This window comes from Phenylobacterium sp. GW823-FHT02A09 (assembly GCF_058797775.1).
The window spans coordinates 640,806-656,051 of record NZ_JBXAJZ010000001.1; the positions used below are offsets into that span (position 1 = coordinate 640,806).

Annotated in this window: 16 protein-coding genes; 6 read left to right on the forward strand and 10 right to left on the reverse strand. The window is 69.5% G+C overall.

Translation table 11 applies throughout. From position 1 onward, the window contains the following. Window positions 1–31: 31 nt before the first annotated feature. Complete coding sequence (locus AC1Q87_RS03310; RefSeq protein ID WP_492607562.1) at window positions 32–208, forward strand: YegP family protein; 177 nt, start codon at window positions 32–34, stop codon at window positions 206–208. Here the strand turns inward: AC1Q87_RS03310 and AC1Q87_RS03315 are convergent. From AC1Q87_RS03315 to AC1Q87_RS03360, 10 genes are all read right to left on the reverse strand, one after another. After that, the gene (locus AC1Q87_RS03315) at window positions 205–1,218 is read right to left on the reverse strand and encodes an LLM class flavin-dependent oxidoreductase (RefSeq protein ID WP_492607563.1); all 1,014 of its coding nucleotides are present in this window, start codon (window positions 1,216–1,218) and stop codon (window positions 205–207) included. The two genes, AC1Q87_RS03310 and AC1Q87_RS03315, sit on opposite strands and share 4 nt — an antisense overlap. A gap of 67 nt (window positions 1,219–1,285) precedes the next feature. Next, window positions 1,286–2,113, reverse strand: coding sequence for a flagellin (locus tag AC1Q87_RS03320; RefSeq protein ID WP_492607564.1), 828 nt, complete (start codon window positions 2,111–2,113; stop codon window positions 1,286–1,288). A gap of 104 nt (window positions 2,114–2,217) precedes the next feature. Continuing rightward, a complete protein-coding gene (locus tag AC1Q87_RS03325) occupies window positions 2,218–3,336 on the reverse strand; it encodes an ABC transporter permease (RefSeq protein WP_492607565.1) in 1,119 nt (372 codons plus the stop codon). Beyond that, entirely contained in the window at window positions 3,333–4,484 is a 1,152-nt protein-coding gene (locus tag AC1Q87_RS03330; RefSeq protein ID WP_492607566.1) for an ABC transporter permease, read from the reverse strand. Before AC1Q87_RS03330 ends, AC1Q87_RS03325 begins: the two co-directional genes overlap by 4 nt. Before the next feature lie 2 nt (window positions 4,485–4,486). Then, window positions 4,487–5,485, reverse strand: a complete 999-nt coding sequence (locus AC1Q87_RS03335) for an HlyD family secretion protein (protein ID WP_492607567.1) — start codon at window positions 5,483–5,485, stop codon at window positions 4,487–4,489. Then, entirely contained in the window at window positions 5,482–6,960 is a 1,479-nt protein-coding gene (locus AC1Q87_RS03340) for a TolC family protein (RefSeq protein ID WP_492607568.1), read from the reverse strand. The genes AC1Q87_RS03335 and AC1Q87_RS03340 overlap by 4 nt, the downstream gene beginning before the upstream one ends. Window positions 6,961–7,153: 193 nt before the next feature. Then, entirely contained in the window at window positions 7,154–7,747 is a 594-nt protein-coding gene (locus AC1Q87_RS03345; RefSeq protein ID WP_492607569.1) for an outer membrane protein, read from the reverse strand. Window positions 7,748–7,868: 121 nt separating this feature from the next. After that, window positions 7,869–9,044 carry a sensor histidine kinase gene (locus AC1Q87_RS03350; RefSeq protein ID WP_492607570.1) on the reverse strand — a complete coding sequence of 392 codons (1,176 nt, stop codon included), beginning with the start codon at window positions 9,042–9,044 and terminating at the stop codon, window positions 7,869–7,871. Continuing rightward, complete coding sequence (locus AC1Q87_RS03355) at window positions 9,041–9,733, reverse strand: response regulator (RefSeq protein WP_492607571.1); 693 nt, start codon at window positions 9,731–9,733, stop codon at window positions 9,041–9,043. The genes AC1Q87_RS03350 and AC1Q87_RS03355 overlap by 4 nt, the downstream gene beginning before the upstream one ends. A gap of 76 nt (window positions 9,734–9,809) precedes the next feature. Beyond that, complete coding sequence (locus AC1Q87_RS03360) at window positions 9,810–10,907, reverse strand: serine hydrolase domain-containing protein (RefSeq protein WP_492607572.1); 1,098 nt, start codon at window positions 10,905–10,907, stop codon at window positions 9,810–9,812. Window positions 10,908–11,083: 176 nt separating this feature from the next. Here AC1Q87_RS03360 and AC1Q87_RS03365 point away from each other — a divergent pair, with 176 nt between their 5' ends. From AC1Q87_RS03365 to AC1Q87_RS03385, 5 genes are all read left to right on the forward strand, one after another. Continuing rightward, the gene (locus tag AC1Q87_RS03365) at window positions 11,084–11,377 is read left to right on the forward strand and encodes a hypothetical protein (protein ID WP_492607573.1); all 294 of its coding nucleotides are present in this window, start codon (window positions 11,084–11,086) and stop codon (window positions 11,375–11,377) included. Next, window positions 11,374–11,811, forward strand: a complete 438-nt coding sequence (locus AC1Q87_RS03370) for a Spy/CpxP family protein refolding chaperone (protein WP_492607574.1) — start codon at window positions 11,374–11,376, stop codon at window positions 11,809–11,811. The genes AC1Q87_RS03365 and AC1Q87_RS03370 overlap by 4 nt, the downstream gene beginning before the upstream one ends. Further along, window positions 11,808–12,392, forward strand: coding sequence for an RNA polymerase sigma factor (locus AC1Q87_RS03375; protein WP_492607575.1), 585 nt, complete (start codon window positions 11,808–11,810; stop codon window positions 12,390–12,392). Before AC1Q87_RS03370 ends, AC1Q87_RS03375 begins: the two co-directional genes overlap by 4 nt. A 154-nt stretch (window positions 12,393–12,546) precedes the next feature. Then, window positions 12,547–14,262, forward strand: a complete 1,716-nt coding sequence (locus tag AC1Q87_RS03380) for a copper resistance system multicopper oxidase (protein ID WP_492607576.1) — start codon at window positions 12,547–12,549, stop codon at window positions 14,260–14,262. Beyond that, window positions 14,259–15,230: a copper resistance protein B gene (locus tag AC1Q87_RS03385; protein WP_492607577.1), complete on the forward strand. Its 972-nt coding sequence runs from the start codon at window positions 14,259–14,261 to the stop codon at window positions 15,228–15,230. The genes AC1Q87_RS03380 and AC1Q87_RS03385 overlap by 4 nt, the downstream gene beginning before the upstream one ends. Window positions 15,231–15,246 lie beyond the last annotated feature (16 nt).

The following is a 15,246-nucleotide window of genomic DNA, read 5'->3' on the forward strand; positions in this document are numbered from 1 at the left end:
GGCATGTTCAATCGTCAAACGGAGACGACCTGTGGCGCACAAGTTCGAAATCTATAAGGACAAGGCCGGAGAATTCCGGGTTCGCTTCAAGTACAACAGCGAAACGATGTTCTCGACCGAAGGATATTCGTCGAAGGCGAGCGCTCAGAACGCGATCGATTCCATCAAGAAGAACGGTCCCGGCGCCGAAATCGAAGACAACTCCTAAACGGATGCGTCCGCCAGGCGTGCGAGTTCATCGCGCGCCTGTGCGGCGATCTCGAACGACCTGACCCGGGCCGCGTGGTCGTAGACCTGGGCGGTGACCATCAGTTCGTCGGCGCCGGTGCGGCGGACGAAATCGGCCAGACCCTGACGCACACGCTCGGGCGAGCCGACGATCGAACAGCTCAAGCTCTGCCGCAGCATCGCCCCGCCCAATTCGTCGAGGCGGCCCTCCGGGTCGTCGATCGGCGCCGGCAGCGGGCCCGGGCGGCCTTGGCCAAGGTTGATGAAGGCCTGCTTGAGCGATGTGAACAGCCGCTGGGCCTCGGCGTCGGTGTCGGCGGCGGTGACGTTCACGCCCAGCATCACGTGCGGCTTGTCCAGGTGCTCCGACGGCCGGAACTGGCTGCGATAGACGTTCAGCGCCAGCTCCAGCTGGGCGGGGGCGAAGTGCGAGGCGAAGGCGTAGGGCAGGCCAAGCGCGGCGGCGAGCTGCGCGCCGTAGGTGCTGGAGCCCAGCATCCAGAATTCGACGTCCAGGCCGGCGCCGGGCACGGCGCGGATGAGCTGGCCCGGCTTCACCGGCTCGAAGTAGTTCATCAGCTCGATGACGTCGCGCGGGAAGTCGTCGATGTCGCCGGCCAGCGTGCGGCGCAGGGCGCGGGCCGTGGCCTGGTCGGAGCCGGGCGCACGGCCGAGTCCCAGGTCGATGCGGCCCGGATAGAGCGAGGCGAGGGTGCCGAACTGCTCGGCGATCACCAGGGGTGCGTGGTTGGGCAGCATGATGCCCCCGGCGCCGACCCGGATGGTCGAGGTTCCTTCGGCCACATAGCCGATGACCACGGAGGTGGCCGCGCTGGCGACGCCGGCCATGTTGTGATGCTCGGCCAACCAATAGCGCTTGTAGCCGTAGCGCTCGGCGTGCTGGGCGAGGTCGCGGCTGTTGCGCAACGACTGGGCGGCGCTGCCGCCTTCGACGATCGGCGAGAGATCGAGAACCGAGAGATCAACCATCAGCGCGATATAGGCGCTTGCTGCGCCGCTGGGAGGGGCCAAACGCCCAAGCTGACGAAGATCGTGACTATCGGAAGAGGGCGAGCAGCAGCGACGGGCCCTGGTTGGCGATCCGCAACGCCTGGATCGCAAGCTGCATCTTGACGTCCAGCGCCGTCAGCCGCGCGCTTTCCTTGGCCAGGTCCGCGTCGACGAGATTGCCGATTCCGGAATCGTAGCTGTCCTGCAGCTTGGAGCTCATCTCCAATTGGCGGTCGAGCGCCTTGCCGCCGACGCCGAGCTTGGAGAGGGCGGACGACACGCGCTGCGACGAGGCCTCCAGCGCCTTGATGTCGGCCGAGCTGACCCCGCCCATCAGGTCGGCGAGGGTCGAGGAGATCGCTCCGCCGGTGGTGGAGAGGTCGACGTGATCGACATTGATCGTGGCCGTCGCCTTGGTGTTGGCCAGGGCGCGGATGGCGCCGGTGGAGCCGGCCGAAATCAGGTTCACGCCGTCGAAGCTGGCGTTGGAGGCCACGAGGTCGATCTGACGGCGCAGGGCGACATATTCGTCGCTGAGCGCCTGGCGGCTGGCGGTGCTGAGGCCGGCCTCGGTGGCGGCCAGCGCCTTTTCCTTCATCTGCGAGAGAATGTCGGAAATGGTTTCGCCGGCGGTCATCGCCGTGTCGACGATCGACTGGCCGCGTTGCAGCGAGCTCATCACTGCGTCGAGCGACTTGGATTCGGCCCGCATGTTCTGGGCGATCGCCCAGATGGCCGGGTTGTCCTTGGGGCTGGCGATCTTCAGGCCGGTCGAGATGCGACGCTGGACCTGGGCGTATTCCGTATTGATGGCGTTGAGGCTCTGCAGCGCGATCATGGCGCTGGTGTTCGTATTGACGCTGTTCAGCGGCATGACGAAGCCTCGGTTCCAAGGGGGCGGGCGCGTGCGTCCGCAGGGCGTTTTGCCCCACGGTCAGATTGCTCGCCGCAGCGTTGCAGCTTCGTTACCGCGCGCGGTTAAGGCGCGGCGGGCTGGGCGCGGGGGCGTGTCCAGCGCCAGTAGGCCAGGCCCCCGTAGACGGCGCCCTGAACGGCCAGGGCCAGCAACTCGGGCGTCACCTCCCGAAGCTGGGCGCCCATCTGGTTCAGCTTGATCATCGCCTGAATGCCCGGCGTCGAGGGAATGGCCCAGGCCAGCGCGACGAGCGGGCCGGGCATGGCGCTGTGCGGCCAGGAGAGCCCGCTCAGGAAGAACAGCGGGGCGGAGATCGAGACCAGCACCTGGGTCGAGCGTTCGGGCCGGTCGAAGAAGCTGCCGACCAGCAGCGCCATCAGCACCACGGCGGGCACATAGAGCGCGGTCGCCGTCAGCATGCCCGCGAAATTGCCGCCGCGCGGATAGTCCTGAAACCAGAACACGAAGCCGACATAGAACAGGGTGCTGGCCAGGCCCAATGCCCCGAACGCCGCGAGCACGCCGAAGAAGCCTGGCGTCGAGACATGGCCGAGCAGGGCCTGGCGGCGATCGGCGGCCAGCATCACCACGCCGAACAGCAGGGTCTGGTGCACGATGAGGATGGCGACGCCGGAAACGGCGTAGCTGCCGTAGCCCTCGCGGGTGTTGAACATCGGCCGCACGACGACGTCGATGGGCGTCAGGGTCTGGAGGCCGATCGCGCGGGCGGCCGGTCGCAAGGCGCTCTCGACCGCGCCTGACAGCACGGACTTCAGGGTCGAGCCGATGGCGCTGGCGCGGACCAGGTAGGCGCCGTTGACGTAGATGGCGAGGCCGCCGGACGCGGTTCCGGTCAATACGCCGCGCTCCAGGTCGGCGGGGATCAGCACGATGCCGTCGATCTTGCGCTGTTCGAGCAGGCCTCGGGCCTCGGCGAAGTCGCCGGTGACCCGCGCGAGGCGGATGCCTTCGGTGGCCCCGATGTCCGCGATCAGCCGGCGGCTCAGGCCGCTGTGGTCGAGGTCTACGACCGCCAACGGCATCTGGGTGGCGGTCTGATGCTGATAGGCGAGCGGGTAGTAGAAGCCATAAGCGACCGTCGCCAGGATCAGGATCGCGAAGGCGGCGCGATGGGTGAGGATCGCCCGCCAGGTCGCGACAAAGGCCGAGGCGAACCTCATGCCGTCGCCATGGCGGGCTTTGCGGTGGTTGCACGCCGCGCCAGCAGGACGGCGATGGCGAACGGGACCACCGTGAACGCCGCCAGCGCGGCCAGCGGGCGCAGCGACGCCGCCGCCGGAGATCCCATGAACATCTGCTGCATCTGCAGCTCGATGTAGGCGGTGAACGGCAGCGCGTGGCTCCAGATCTGGGTGAACAGCGGCGCGTCGATGGTCGGCAGGGTGGCGTTGGAAAATGTGATCGCCGGCCCGCCGTAGACGGCGACGGCCGAGAGCGCCGTGGCGATGTTCCGGACCAGCAGCACGATCATCGCCGCCAACGCCGCATAGCTGGCGTAGAGCAGCAACTGACCAAGGATCAGCAGGCCCATGTCGCCATGGACGCCCCAGCCGCGGACCCCGCACAGCCAGCCGACGCCGAGCAGGTTCCAGGCGGTGAAGGCCAGCACATACGGCGCGAGCTTTCCGGTCAGGGCCGCGACGGGCGCGCCGCCGAGCCACTCGCTGGCCGTGCCGTCGCGCAGCTCGCGCCCGACAGCCATGACCACCACGCAGCTCATCATCAGGTGCAGCACGCCCGGCTGCAGCAGCGCTTCGAGGAACCACTCGTAGCTGAGCTGGGGATTGAACAGCACTGTTGACTGGATGTGCGGCGCCGACAGCCGGGCCAGAGGCAGGTTGCGGGTCTTGGCGAGCTCCGGCGCGATGCCGGCGGTCAGACCGCCGATGGCTTCGGAGGCCCCCAGCGAGGCGAGCGTGCCCAGCGAATAGAAGGCGGCGTTCTCGTAGACGAAGATGGTCGCCTGGCGGCCGGCGAGGATCTCGCGCTCGGTGTGCTCGGGCGCGTAGACGATCGCCCAGACGTCGCCTGACCGGATCAGCGCCCAGGCGGCGGCGAGGTCATCGGGGCGGGCGGCCACCTCGACGCGCGGCGAGGCTTCCAGGTTGCGCAGCAGCTGGCGGCTGACGGCCGAATGGTCCTGGTCGACATAGGCCACCGGCAGCTGGAGGGCGACGCTGGCGACGAACATCCAGCCGAGCACGACCAGGGTGACCAGCGGGCCGAGGGTCACCAGGCCCAGGTCCCAGGGGCTGGCGCGCAGCCAGGCCAGCTCGCGGCGGACGGCGGCGGCGAGGGCCTGGAACATGGCTACTGCGGCCAGTCGAACAGCACGCTCATGCCCGGACGCAGGCCGTCGAGCCGGTCGACCGGCCGCAGCCTGACCTCGAAGGAGCGGACGTCGTAGCCGCGCGACTGGCGGGTGGCGCGCCAGGTGGCGAAGTCGCCCTGCGGGCTGATGTAGTCGACCTTGAACCGGGCGGTCTTGCGCTGCAGGGCCGGCACCGATCCGCTGAGGACCTGGCCGGTCTTGAGGCTGTCGAACTGGTCCTCGCGGACATTGACTGTGACCCACAGGTCGCCGAGATCGACGAGGGTGAAGACCGGGAAGGCGAGGGGCACGATCTCCCCGCCGTTGACCATGCGCTTGGAGATCTCGCCGGCGCGCGGCGCGGTCAGCCGGGTCTCGCTGCGCAGGGAGTCGGTCTCGGCGACGCTGGCCTTGGCGATCTGCACCTGGGCGTCGGCGGCCGCCTTCTCCTCGGCCGTCGCGCCGTTCAGCGCCTTTTGGTACTGCGACTTCGCCAGTTCGGCCTGCTTTGCCGTGGCGTCGCGCGCGGCCAGCGCCTCGTCGCGCCGCTGGGTCGAGATCACGCCCTCGCGGTGCAGGTTGTCGGTGCGGGTGAAGGTCTTCTGGGCCAGGGTCGCGGCGGCCTGGGCGCTCTGCCAGGCGGCGCGCAGGCTGGTGACGTCCTCGTCGCGCAGGCCCTTGTCGGTGCGCGAGCGCAGCGCCTCGGCGGTGGTGAGCAGTCCGGCCGCCTGCGCGGCCTTGGCGTCGATCTCCGGGCTCGACAAGATCGCCAGCTCCTGGCCGGCGCGCACGCTCTGTCCCGGCGAGACCAGAAGCTTCTCCACCCGAGACAGCGGCGCCTTGGTGGCGATGGTGATCTCGTCGGTGTCGACCATGCCCTGGAGCTGGTCGGGCGCGGGGCGATAGGCCAGCCACAGGCCGACCGCGATCACTGCAATGACGGCGATGATCGCCAGCCAGATCAAGAGATTACGGCGAGATTTTGCGGCGTCGGTCATGGCGTGGCCTTCTCCGAACGCGCGACGTAGTCGCCGTACTGCTGCATGCGGCCGGAGGCGATCAGCAGTTCGGCCAGGGCGAGGTCGTATTCATAGGCGGCGGCCGCCCGCTGCGTCTGGGCGATGCTCAGCACCACGCGCGCGTCGATCACTTCGGCCGGATTGGCCTGGCCCTCGCGGAAGGCCAGGTCCTGCAGGCGCATGTTCTCGGCGGCGGCCTCGATGTTGATGGCCAACGAGGCGTGCTGGCGGCGCGCGGTCTCGACCTGCCGATGGGCGCGAAGGGTGGCGGTCTCCAGGGCGTCGCGGGCGGCCTGCGCCGCATGGCCGGCCTGCAGCTCCTTCTGGCGGGCGGCGCTGACCGCCTTGCCGCGGTTCAAGCCCGACAGAAGCGTGTAGTGGACGCCGACGCCGAAGATCCAGTCCGGCTCGATCAGGAAGGCGTCCTCGCGGTTCAGGTTGTACTCGGCGAAGCCGTAGACCTTGGGCTTCTGGGCGGCCTGGGCGACCTTCACGCCCTGGGCGGCCTGGTCGCGCAGGGCGTCGAGCTTGCGAAGCTCCGGCTGGTCGGCGAGCGCTGCATCGACATAGATCTGCGCCGGTTCCAGCGGCGCGGTCCCCACGAACAGCGGCGAGGTCGGGGTCACCGCGCCCGGCTCGTCGAGAAGCTTGGCGAGCACGGCGCGGGATGTCTCGTACTCAGCGGCGGCGCGGTCGTATTGGCGGACCGCCGCGTCGCGCGCCACCTGCACCTGCAGGCGCTGGGCCTTGCTGATGAAGCCCTCGCGCTCGAATTTCAAAGCGTCCTGATAGTGACGTTCGAATCCGTCGCGATTTTCGGTGCTTACGGACAAAACCTGCTGCGCGAGCTGTTGCCCGAAATAGGTCTGGACGAGGCGCAACACCGCCAGGTCCGCGGCGCTCGCCAGCTCGGCGTCAGCCTGGCGCACGCCGGCGTTGGCCGCCGCCTTGGTCGCGGTGATCAGGCCGCCGGTATAGATCGGCGCCACGGCGGCGACGGTCGGGCGAAACAGGGTCTGCTCGGTGCTGAGCCGGGCCGCGCCGGGGACGCCGCTGAGCACGCCCGACAGCCCCTGGCTCACATTGTTCGAGATGGCGTCGAGCAGTCCGCCGGGCACGTTGGGCAGCAGCGCGGGCAAGGACGCCAGGAAGCCGTCGACCGACGACTGCACCAGCTCCTTGGCCGGGTCGAGCGAGATGTCGATGGTCTTCTGGTAGCGGAGCAGCTGGGCGTCGAGGAACACCGACGGCGTTCCCAGCATCCGGACCGCGTCGGCCTGGTCCTGACTGGCCCGCAGGCCGGCCCGCGCCGCCGCCAGGCTGTCGGAGCGATTGAGCAACTGCTCTTGCGCTGCGGTGAAGCTTAGGGGTGCGCCGTCCTGGGCCGCGGCCGCGTGGGCGAGCACGGCCCAGGCCGCCGCCGACGTCGCGATGGTGCGATTCCAGGACCGCATCGCGGCCATCTCGCCTCCGAATCTGACGGCCCAAGGGCGTTCGGATCGAGCATGGCGCCGGAACGGCGCGGCTTCCACCCCTGCGTGTCCTGGGACGGTGCTCGTCCTAGGCTGACGAAGGCGGGGCGGCCCCGGGGCAAGGGGCCGCCCCCTGCGGCCGCGCGCAATGGGGGGACTGCGCGGCCGCGTAGGATCAGAAGCGGTAGGCGGCGCTGACCAGCAGGCGGTCGCGCTTGCGGTCGCCGTCGAAGTCGGTGCGGTCGTATTCGGCGCGGACGGCGATGTTGTCGGACACCGCAAATTCCGCCCCGGCCCCGAACAGCTTGCCGTCGACGTCCTTGTCGCTGCGGATCACCGTCGAACTGTTGGTGAAGCGGATCTCGCGCTCGAAGTCCTGGCGCGCCCAGCCGGCGCGGCCGTAGAGCATCAGGTTGTCGGTGGCCAGGAAGCCCAGCCGCGCGGTGACGTCATAGCCGCGGCCCGGATCGACCTTGACGCGCGCGTTGTCGACGCGGCTTTCGATCTTCTTGTCGCCGCCGCTGATCCCGGCCTCAGCGCCGATCACCACGCGCTCGGACAGGCGCATGTCGTAACCGGCGAAGGCGCGATAGGCGAAGCCGCTGGCGTCGTTGTCGGCCTTGCGGACGAAGCCCGGAATGGCGTCTTCGGACTGGACTTTCGAGCCGCCGATACCGGCGCCGACATGGAAGCCCTGGAACGGTTCGGCGCTGGCGGCCGTAGCGCCGAGCGAAAGGGCGCCGGCCAGGGGAATGATCCAGAATTTCATACTCAACTCTCCTCGCAAGTTCGGCCGCAACTCGACCGTGCGAGGTTCATTTCAGCGGCCAGTGTGGAGCTTGGGCGCAGGCCGCGCCGAGCGGCGAGGGAGGGCTGGAAAGATCGGGAGTTCAGGCCGGCAGGCGGATTTCGAAGCAGGCGCCGCCGCCGGGGCGGGCGAACGCGATGGCCGTCCCGCCGTGCGCCTCGGCGATGGCCTTGACCACGGCAAGACCCAGGCCCGTGCCGCCGGCGTCGCGCGAGCGGGATTCATCGGCCCGCCAGAACCGCTCGAAGACGCGCTCTTCGTCGCCGACCCGCAGGCCTGGGCCGCGGTCCAGCACCCGCAGATAGACCATGCCTTCGCCGCGCCGGGTCTCGACGCGAGCCACGCCGCCGGTCAGGGCGTAGCGCCGCGCGTTCTCGAGCATCACCAGCAGCACCTGGCGCAGCCGCGCCGGGTCGGCCCGCACGGGCGCAGGGCGAAGGTCGCGCTCGATGGTCAGCCCGGCGGCGGTGAAGTCCGGGGCGAGCGCGTCGACCGCCGCTTCGATCTCTTGCGCCAGGTCCAGGTTCGCAGGCTGCAGCAGGAGCCGGCCGGCCATGGCCAGGCTCAGGGTGCGCAGGTCCTCGACGATCTGGGTCAACGAGTCGACCTGCAGGATCAGCCCCGCCAAACCCTTGCTGTCGGGCACGAATACGCCGTCCGACATGCCCTGCAACCGGCCGCGCAACACGGTCAGCGGCGTGCGCAGCTCATGGGCGATCGCCGCGACGCTCTCGCGCATGTCGCGTTCGGCGCGCTGCATCTCGTCGGCCATCAGGTTGAAATCGGCGATCAGCTGGTGGGTCTCGCCGGCGCCGCCGCCGGTCTCCGGCTGCAGGACGCGCGCGCCCAGATCGCCCCCAGCGACGCGCCGCGCCGTCGCGGCCACCCTATGCAGGGGATCGCTGATGCTGCGCGCGAACCAGAGCGCCGCCGCGACGCCGGCGGTCAGCGCCACCGCGCCGCAGACGGCCAGGGCGCCGAGCTCCATCAGGCTCAGCTGGGTCTCCAGGCCCTTGTGAACGTCGAGCAGCACCTGGAAGTCGGCGGGCTGCGGCAGCTTGTTGGCCTCGATGGCGTGATAGGCGGCCAGCGCCTGCGGCGGCATCTGCAGCCGCAGGACCTTGTCGAGGATCAGGTAGTACAGCGCCATCCCGCCGATCATGATGATCACCGAGAGGACGACGACCGCCGTCATCGCCGCGACCAACTGGGCGCTCAGCTTCCAGGGGCGGCGCGGCAGGCGGCGCAGGCGGCTCATGGCAGGAGGGCGAGCCGGTAGCCGACGCCGCGGACGCCTTCCAGCAGGTCCGCCGCGCCCGCCGCTTCCAACTTGCGGCGCAGGTTCGAGACATGACTGTCGACCGTGCGCTCAAGGGCGTCGCCGTCGGGCAGGCAGGCGTCGAGCAACTCGGCGCGGCTGAACACCTTGCGCGGGGTGCGCGCCATGTGTTCGAGCAGCCGGAACTCGGTGAGCGTCAGGTCGAGCGCCTTGGACTCGACGTCGCCGATGACCACGACCGAATAGGCCTGGGGGTCGATCTCCAGTGGCCCCAGGCGCAGCAGGTGGCTGACGCCGCGGGCCTGGGTTCGGCGCAGGACCGCGCGGGCGCGGGCGACGAGTTCGAGCGGGTTGAACGGCTTGACCACGTAGTCGTCGGCCCCGATGCGCAGCGCCGACAGCTTGTCGAGGTCCTCGGCCAGGGCGGTGGCCATGATCACCGGCGTGTCGCCGCGGCGGCGGATCTCCGCCAGCACCTCGAACCCGTCGGCCTTGGGCAGCTTGACGTCGAGCACGACCAGATCGGGACGCAGCATCCGATGGTGCTGCAGCGCCGTCAGCCCGTCGCCCGCCCGTACGGTGCGGAAGCCGTCGCGCCCGAGATAGGCGTCGAGGATCTCGGCGATTTCGGGCTCGTCTTCGACGATCAGGATGAGGGCGTTGTCCATGGGGGCCACGAGCGGAGCGATTGTGGAGATTGTGCGCAGAACCGGGCCAGCCCGTGCGCATCGACCCGCGGAAGGCTCACGGCCGGTCGGCGCCTGCGTATAGCTTGACGAGGTCCAGCGCCAGTCCCTGCGCGGCGCGGCCACCAGGGCCGGAGGCGTTGGCGGCGGTCAGAACCGCCAGGCCGCGCTGCGGGCCGACGATGATGACCGAGTGCCAGAGCGTGTTCGAGCCCTCGTGCAGCAAGACGGGACCGCGGGCCCAGGGGCGATTGGCGATGACGCCCCAGCCGAAGGCGTAGTCGTTCGGCTCGCCGGTCGGCGGGGTCGTCAGGGCGCCGATGCTGGCGCGGGTCAGGAATCCTGCGCCGTCGGCGAGGAACAGCCGCGCGAACTTGGCGTGATCGTTCAGCGACATGTGCGCGGTGCCGGCGGGGCCGAGGAAGGCCGGGTTGTCGGACGCGGGCAGGAGGGGATCGATGGCGGCGCCGACGCGCAAGCCGGCCAGTTTGCTCGGGTGCCCCCAGGGCTGCTCGCCGCGCGGCGCCCCGAAGCCGGCCGAACTCATGCCGAGCGGCTCGATCAGCCAGGTCCGCATGGCGTTCTCCCAGGTCTGGCCCGTGATCCGCTCGATCGCCGCGCCGGCGATCACGTAGTTGGCGTTGGCGTAGGCGAAGCGACGATCTCCCCGGCGCGGCGGGCCGCGCAGCGCCCGCGCCGTCAGCTCGCTGCGCTGCTCGATGGCCTCGGCGGGCGAGGACCGGGCATGGGCGATCCAGGCGGCGTCGACCAGGCCGCGGTCGCGCAGCCCGGAGCGGTGCCGCAGCACGTCGGCTATGGTCAGGGCCTCCCAGGCGGCGTCCGGCCGGAGGTCTGGAAACAGGCTGGCCAGCGGCGCGTCCCAATGGGTGAGTTCGGCCTGCACCAGACGGGCGAACAGGGCCGCCGTCATGGCCTTGGTGTTGGACCCGAGATGCCAACGGTCGGAATGACTTACGGGCGCATCATCGAGTTTTCGACGGACGCCCGACGCGCCGGACCAGACGACGCCGTTGCGATTGAGCACGGCGGCGGCGAGGGCGGGGACGCGCGACTTCGCCAAGCGGCTTTCAAGCAGCGGAGCAGCCTGCATCGCCAGGTCGGTCAGGCTGGGTTCGGCGGCGACGGCGGCGGTCATGGTCGGTCCTCGGCAGAGCGCCGCACCATCTGGCGGCTCTGTCGACGATTGATGGATGTCGGGTGGCGCCAGGGTGGATGCAACTCCCGCGCGCTCGGTGGCGGGATGCATCTGCAAAAGCTGAGGGATTTGCCGGGCCGTCGCGTATAGATGGCGTGACGTATGCGGAGTCGTCGATGAACCACTCGCTGGATGAACTGGTCGAAGGCCTGAAATCCCAGGGCCTGGACCGTGATCTGAGCCAGCTCGAACCGGCTGTCTGGCGGCGGGTCGGCGGCGCGCGCATCGAGCGCCAACCGGCGTTCGGCTTTGCGTCCGTTCGCATGGCGAGCGTGGTCATGGCGCTGGTGGTCGGCGCGGCGGTCGGCAGCGCTTCGGCCGTCGCGGCGGCAGCCGCGCCGAAGGAGACGTCGGTCTTCGCCCTCGACAGCCGGCTTGCGCCTTCGACCCTGTTGGAAGCGCGCCGGTGAGCGGTCTGCGGGGGGCGATCCTGACCGTGCTGCTGGCGGCGTTGGCCGCTGGACTCGGGGCCTGGGGCGGCGCGACCTATGTGCTCAACGCCAAGAAGGAGCCCTCGCTGCATGAGTTCATGCACGAGAAGCTCAGCCTCAGCGCTGAGCAGGGCACGAAGCTGCAGGCGCTCGAGCGGGAGTTCTCGATCACCCGCAGCGCCCGCGAAGCGGAGTTGCGGATGGCTAACGCCGAGTTGGCCGGCGCCATCAACGCCAAGCACGAGTTCTCCCCCGAGGTGCAGACGGCCATCGAGCACTTCCACGATGTGATGGGCGAGCTCCAGAAGGAGACGGTCGTCCACATCCTGCAGATGCGGGCGATCCTGACCCCCGAACAGGCCGCGATCTTCGACAGACGCGTGTCGGAGGCTCTGACCGAAGACGCGAAGTGACCGGATCCGACGAGGCGTCCGACGCCGAGCTGACCCGTCGGGCGCTCGCGGGCGAGGATCACGCCTTCACCCTGCTCATGCGCCGCCACAAGGGGTGGCTGTACCGCTTCGTCCGCCGCTATGTCGGCGACGCCGACGCGGCCTATGAAGTCGTTCAGGAAAGCTTCGTCGCCGCTTGGCGCAATCTGGCGCGCTACGACGCCGGACGTTCATTCTCGAGCTGGATGCGCGCGATCGCGCTCAACAAGTGCCGCGACCGGGGGCGCCGCGAGACGGTGCGCCGGGTGTTCTTCGGCGCCGATCCGGGCGGCGAGGAGGTGGCGGCCGCGCCCGATCCGCAACCGGGCGCGGACAGCAGCCTGATCGCCGCTGAAAGGCGTAGAGCGCTGGACCGCGCGATCGCCATGCTGCCGGCCAAGCTCAAGGAGCCGCTGATCCTGACCGCCTTCGAGGAGCTCTCGCAGCAGGCGGCGGGGGACTTGCTCGGCGTGTCGGCGAAAACCATCGAGACGCGGGTCTATCGGGCGCGCCGGCGGCTCGCCGAACTCTTGAATGTCGACGATTTGGCCGATCAGGCCTGAGGGAAAACGATTGGGCGCGCGTATCTCGTTCTGACCGTCCGCTTGACCCTCCCACGATGGGAACCTGTTCTTCTCCCACCATGACTGACACGACCTGTACCCGACCCGTCGGCGCTCTCCCGCGCTTGGCGGGCCATGCTTTGAGGGGCCGTCCATGAAGGATTTTGATCGTCGCCAACTGCTGCGCGGGGCGTCCGCCCTGGGCGGTGGAGCGGCCCTCAGCGCGCTGCTCCCGGCCTGGGCGCAGAGCGGAACTCCGGGGATCGCCAGCACCCTGCCGACCGTGTCGGGCGAGAGCATCGCCCTGACCGTCGGCCACACCCCGTTCAAGGTCGACGGCCGCGCCGGACACGCGATCACGGTCAACGGCACGGTTCCCGCGCCGTTGGTCCGCCTGAAGGAGGGCCAGCAGGTCCGCCTCTCGGTCACCAACAATCTCGACGAGGACACCTCGATCCACTGGCACGGCCTGCTGCTGCCGTTTCAGATGGACGGCGTGCCGGGGGTCAGCTTCCCGGGCATCAAGCCGGGCGAGACCTTCCACTACGAGTTCAAGGTCCGGCAGGCCGGCACCTACTGGTACCACAGCCACTCGGGGCTCCAGGAGCAGATGGGCCACTACGGTCCGATCGTCATCGATCCCGCGGGCGAGGATCCGGTGAAGTCCGACCGCGAGCACGTGGTCGTGCTGTCCGACTACAGCTTCATGCATCCGCACGAGATTTTCCGGAAACTGAAGGCCCACGCCGGCTACTTCAACATGCAGAAGCAGACCGTCGCCGGCCTGCTGAAGGGCGAGGACCAGTCGTTCAAGGACCGTAAGGAGTGGTCCAAGATGCTGATGGACCCGACCGACGTGATGGACGTCACCGGGTCGACCTACACTTTCCTGATTAACGGCCATGGGCCGAAGGACAACTGGACCGGGCTGTTCACGCCGGGCGAGCGCGTGCGGCTGCGGTTCGTCAACGCCGGCGCGATGACGATCTTCAATGTCCGCATTCCGGGCCTGAAGCTCAGCGTCGTGCAGACCGACGGCCAGAACGTCGTGCCGGTCGAGGTCGAAGAGTTCCAGATCGCGCCGGCCGAGACCTACGACGTCATCGTCGAGCCGGTCGGCGACCACGCCTACACCCTTGTCGCCGAGGCGGCCGACCGTTCGGGGATGGGCCGCGCCACGCTGGCCCCGCGCCTGGGCATGACCGCGCCGGTCCCGCCACTGCGCAAACGGCCGCTGCTCAACATGCGCGACATGGGCATGGACCACTCGGCCATGCCGGGCATGGAAGGCATGGAGATGGATCACTCCGGCATGTCCATGCTCGATCCGCGCAACGCGCCGCAGGTCAAGCTGGGCCCTGGTGTGCAGATGATCTCGCCGATGCCGGCCGACCGGACCGGCGATCCCGGGCAGGGGCTGGAGGACGTCGGCCACAAGGTGCTGACGCTGAAGGATCTCGTCTCGCTCGATCCCAATCCCGATCCCAGGCCGCCGTCGCGCGAGCTTGAGATCCACCTGACCGGCAATATGGAACGCTTCATGTGGGCGTTCGACGGGGTGACCTACAGCCACCTGAAGGACCCGATCCCGTTCCGCTACAACGAGCGGGTCCGCGTGGTGCTGGTCAACGACTCGATGATGGCCCACCCGATCCACCTGCACGGCCACTTCTTCGAGGTGGTGACCGGCAATCCGGGACGCCATCCGCGCAAGCACACCGTCAACGTGCTGCCGGGCGGCAAGGTGGCGTTCGACTTCACCGCCGACGAGCGCGGCGACTGGGCGTTCCACTGCCACCTGCTGTACCACATGCATGCGGGCATGTTTAACGTGGTGACCGTGCGTCCCCTGGAAGGAGACGCCGCGTGAGCCGCCAGCTTCTGATCGCCTTGGCGCCGCTCGCCCTCGCCACGCCCGCCGCCGCCCAGCACGAGCATCACGCGCCGCCGGCGGCAGCTCCGGCGGCCGACCCTCACGCCGGCCATGCCATGCCGACGCCGCCGGCCGATCCGCATGCGGGCCATCAGGCGCCGGCCGCCGCCGCGGCCGATCCCCACGCCGGTCACGTCATGCCTGCGCCGGGGAACGTCCCGCCAGCTGGAAGCGAGCCTGCGCCGCCGGTCCCGAGCGACTACGCGGCCGAGCGCTACTTCGACCGCCAGGCGATGGCCGCGGCCCGCGCCCAGCTCGCTAAGGAGCACGGCGGCGGCAAGGCGTGGAAGGTCATGCTGAGCACCGCCGAGATCAGGCCGGGCTCCGATGAGGACGCCTATGCCTGGGAGGGCGAGTTCTGGTACGGCGGCGACGTCAACCGCCTGGTGCTGAAGTCGGCGGGCGAGGGCGCGTTCGGCGGCGACCTGCATTCGGCCGAGGCTCAGGTGCTCTACTCGCGCGCCGTCGGTCCCTATTTCGACCTGCAGGCGGGCGTCCGGCACGACTTCGAGCCGGGGCCCTCGCGAACCTACGCCACCGTCGGCTTCGAAGGCGTCGCGCCCTACTGGTTCGAGCTGGAGGGCGCGGCCTTCCTCTCGCAGAAAGGCGATCTCTCCGCCCGGCTGGAAGGCGCCTACGACCTGCGTCTGACCCAGAAGCTGATCCTCGAGCCCCGCGCCGAGATCGAGCTCGCCGCGCAGGAGGTCCCGGAACTGGGGATCGGCTCGGGCCTGACCAGCGCCGAGCTCGGCCTGAGGCTGCGCTACGAGTTCCGCCGCGAGTTCGGCCCCTACGCCGGCGTCTCGCACGAGCGGAAGTTCGGCGACACCGCCGATCTGGCTCGGGCGGCCGGCGAAGACATCGAAGACACCCGTTTCGTCCTGGGCGTGCGCGCCTGGTTCTAGTCCTCGCGCCGAGAGC

Bases quoted from the DNA above. Each gene is read 5' to 3' on its own strand.
- AC1Q87_RS03345 (WP_492607569.1), bottom strand. From the start codon at position 7,747: ATGAAATTCTGGATCATTCCCCTGGCCGGCGCCCTTTCGCTCGGCGCT.
- AC1Q87_RS03355 (WP_492607571.1), bottom strand. From the start codon at position 9,733: ATGGACAACGCCCTCATCCTGATCGTCGAAGACGAGCCCGAAATCGCC.
- AC1Q87_RS03340 (WP_492607568.1), bottom strand. From the start codon at position 6,960: ATGCGGTCCTGGAATCGCACCATCGCGACGTCGGCGGCGGCCTGGGCC.
- AC1Q87_RS03315 (WP_492607563.1), bottom strand. From the start codon at position 1,218: ATGGTTGATCTCTCGGTTCTCGATCTCTCGCCGATCGTCGAAGGCGGC.
- AC1Q87_RS03350 (WP_492607570.1), bottom strand. From the start codon at position 9,044: ATGAGCCGCCTGCGCCGCCTGCCGCGCCGCCCCTGGAAGCTGAGCGCC.
- AC1Q87_RS03335 (WP_492607567.1), bottom strand. From the start codon at position 5,485: ATGACCGACGCCGCAAAATCTCGCCGTAATCTCTTGATCTGGCTGGCG.
- AC1Q87_RS03380 (WP_492607576.1), top strand. From the start codon at position 12,547: ATGAAGGATTTTGATCGTCGCCAACTGCTGCGCGGGGCGTCCGCCCTG.
- AC1Q87_RS03365 (WP_492607573.1), top strand. From the start codon at position 11,084: ATGAACCACTCGCTGGATGAACTGGTCGAAGGCCTGAAATCCCAGGGC.
- AC1Q87_RS03330 (WP_492607566.1), bottom strand. From the start codon at position 4,484: ATGTTCCAGGCCCTCGCCGCCGCCGTCCGCCGCGAGCTGGCCTGGCTG.
- AC1Q87_RS03320 (WP_492607564.1), bottom strand. From the start codon at position 2,113: ATGCCGCTGAACAGCGTCAATACGAACACCAGCGCCATGATCGCGCTG.
- AC1Q87_RS03325 (WP_492607565.1), bottom strand. From the start codon at position 3,336: ATGAGGTTCGCCTCGGCCTTTGTCGCGACCTGGCGGGCGATCCTCACC.
- AC1Q87_RS03360 (WP_492607572.1), bottom strand. From the start codon at position 10,907: ATGACCGCCGCCGTCGCCGCCGAACCCAGCCTGACCGACCTGGCGATG.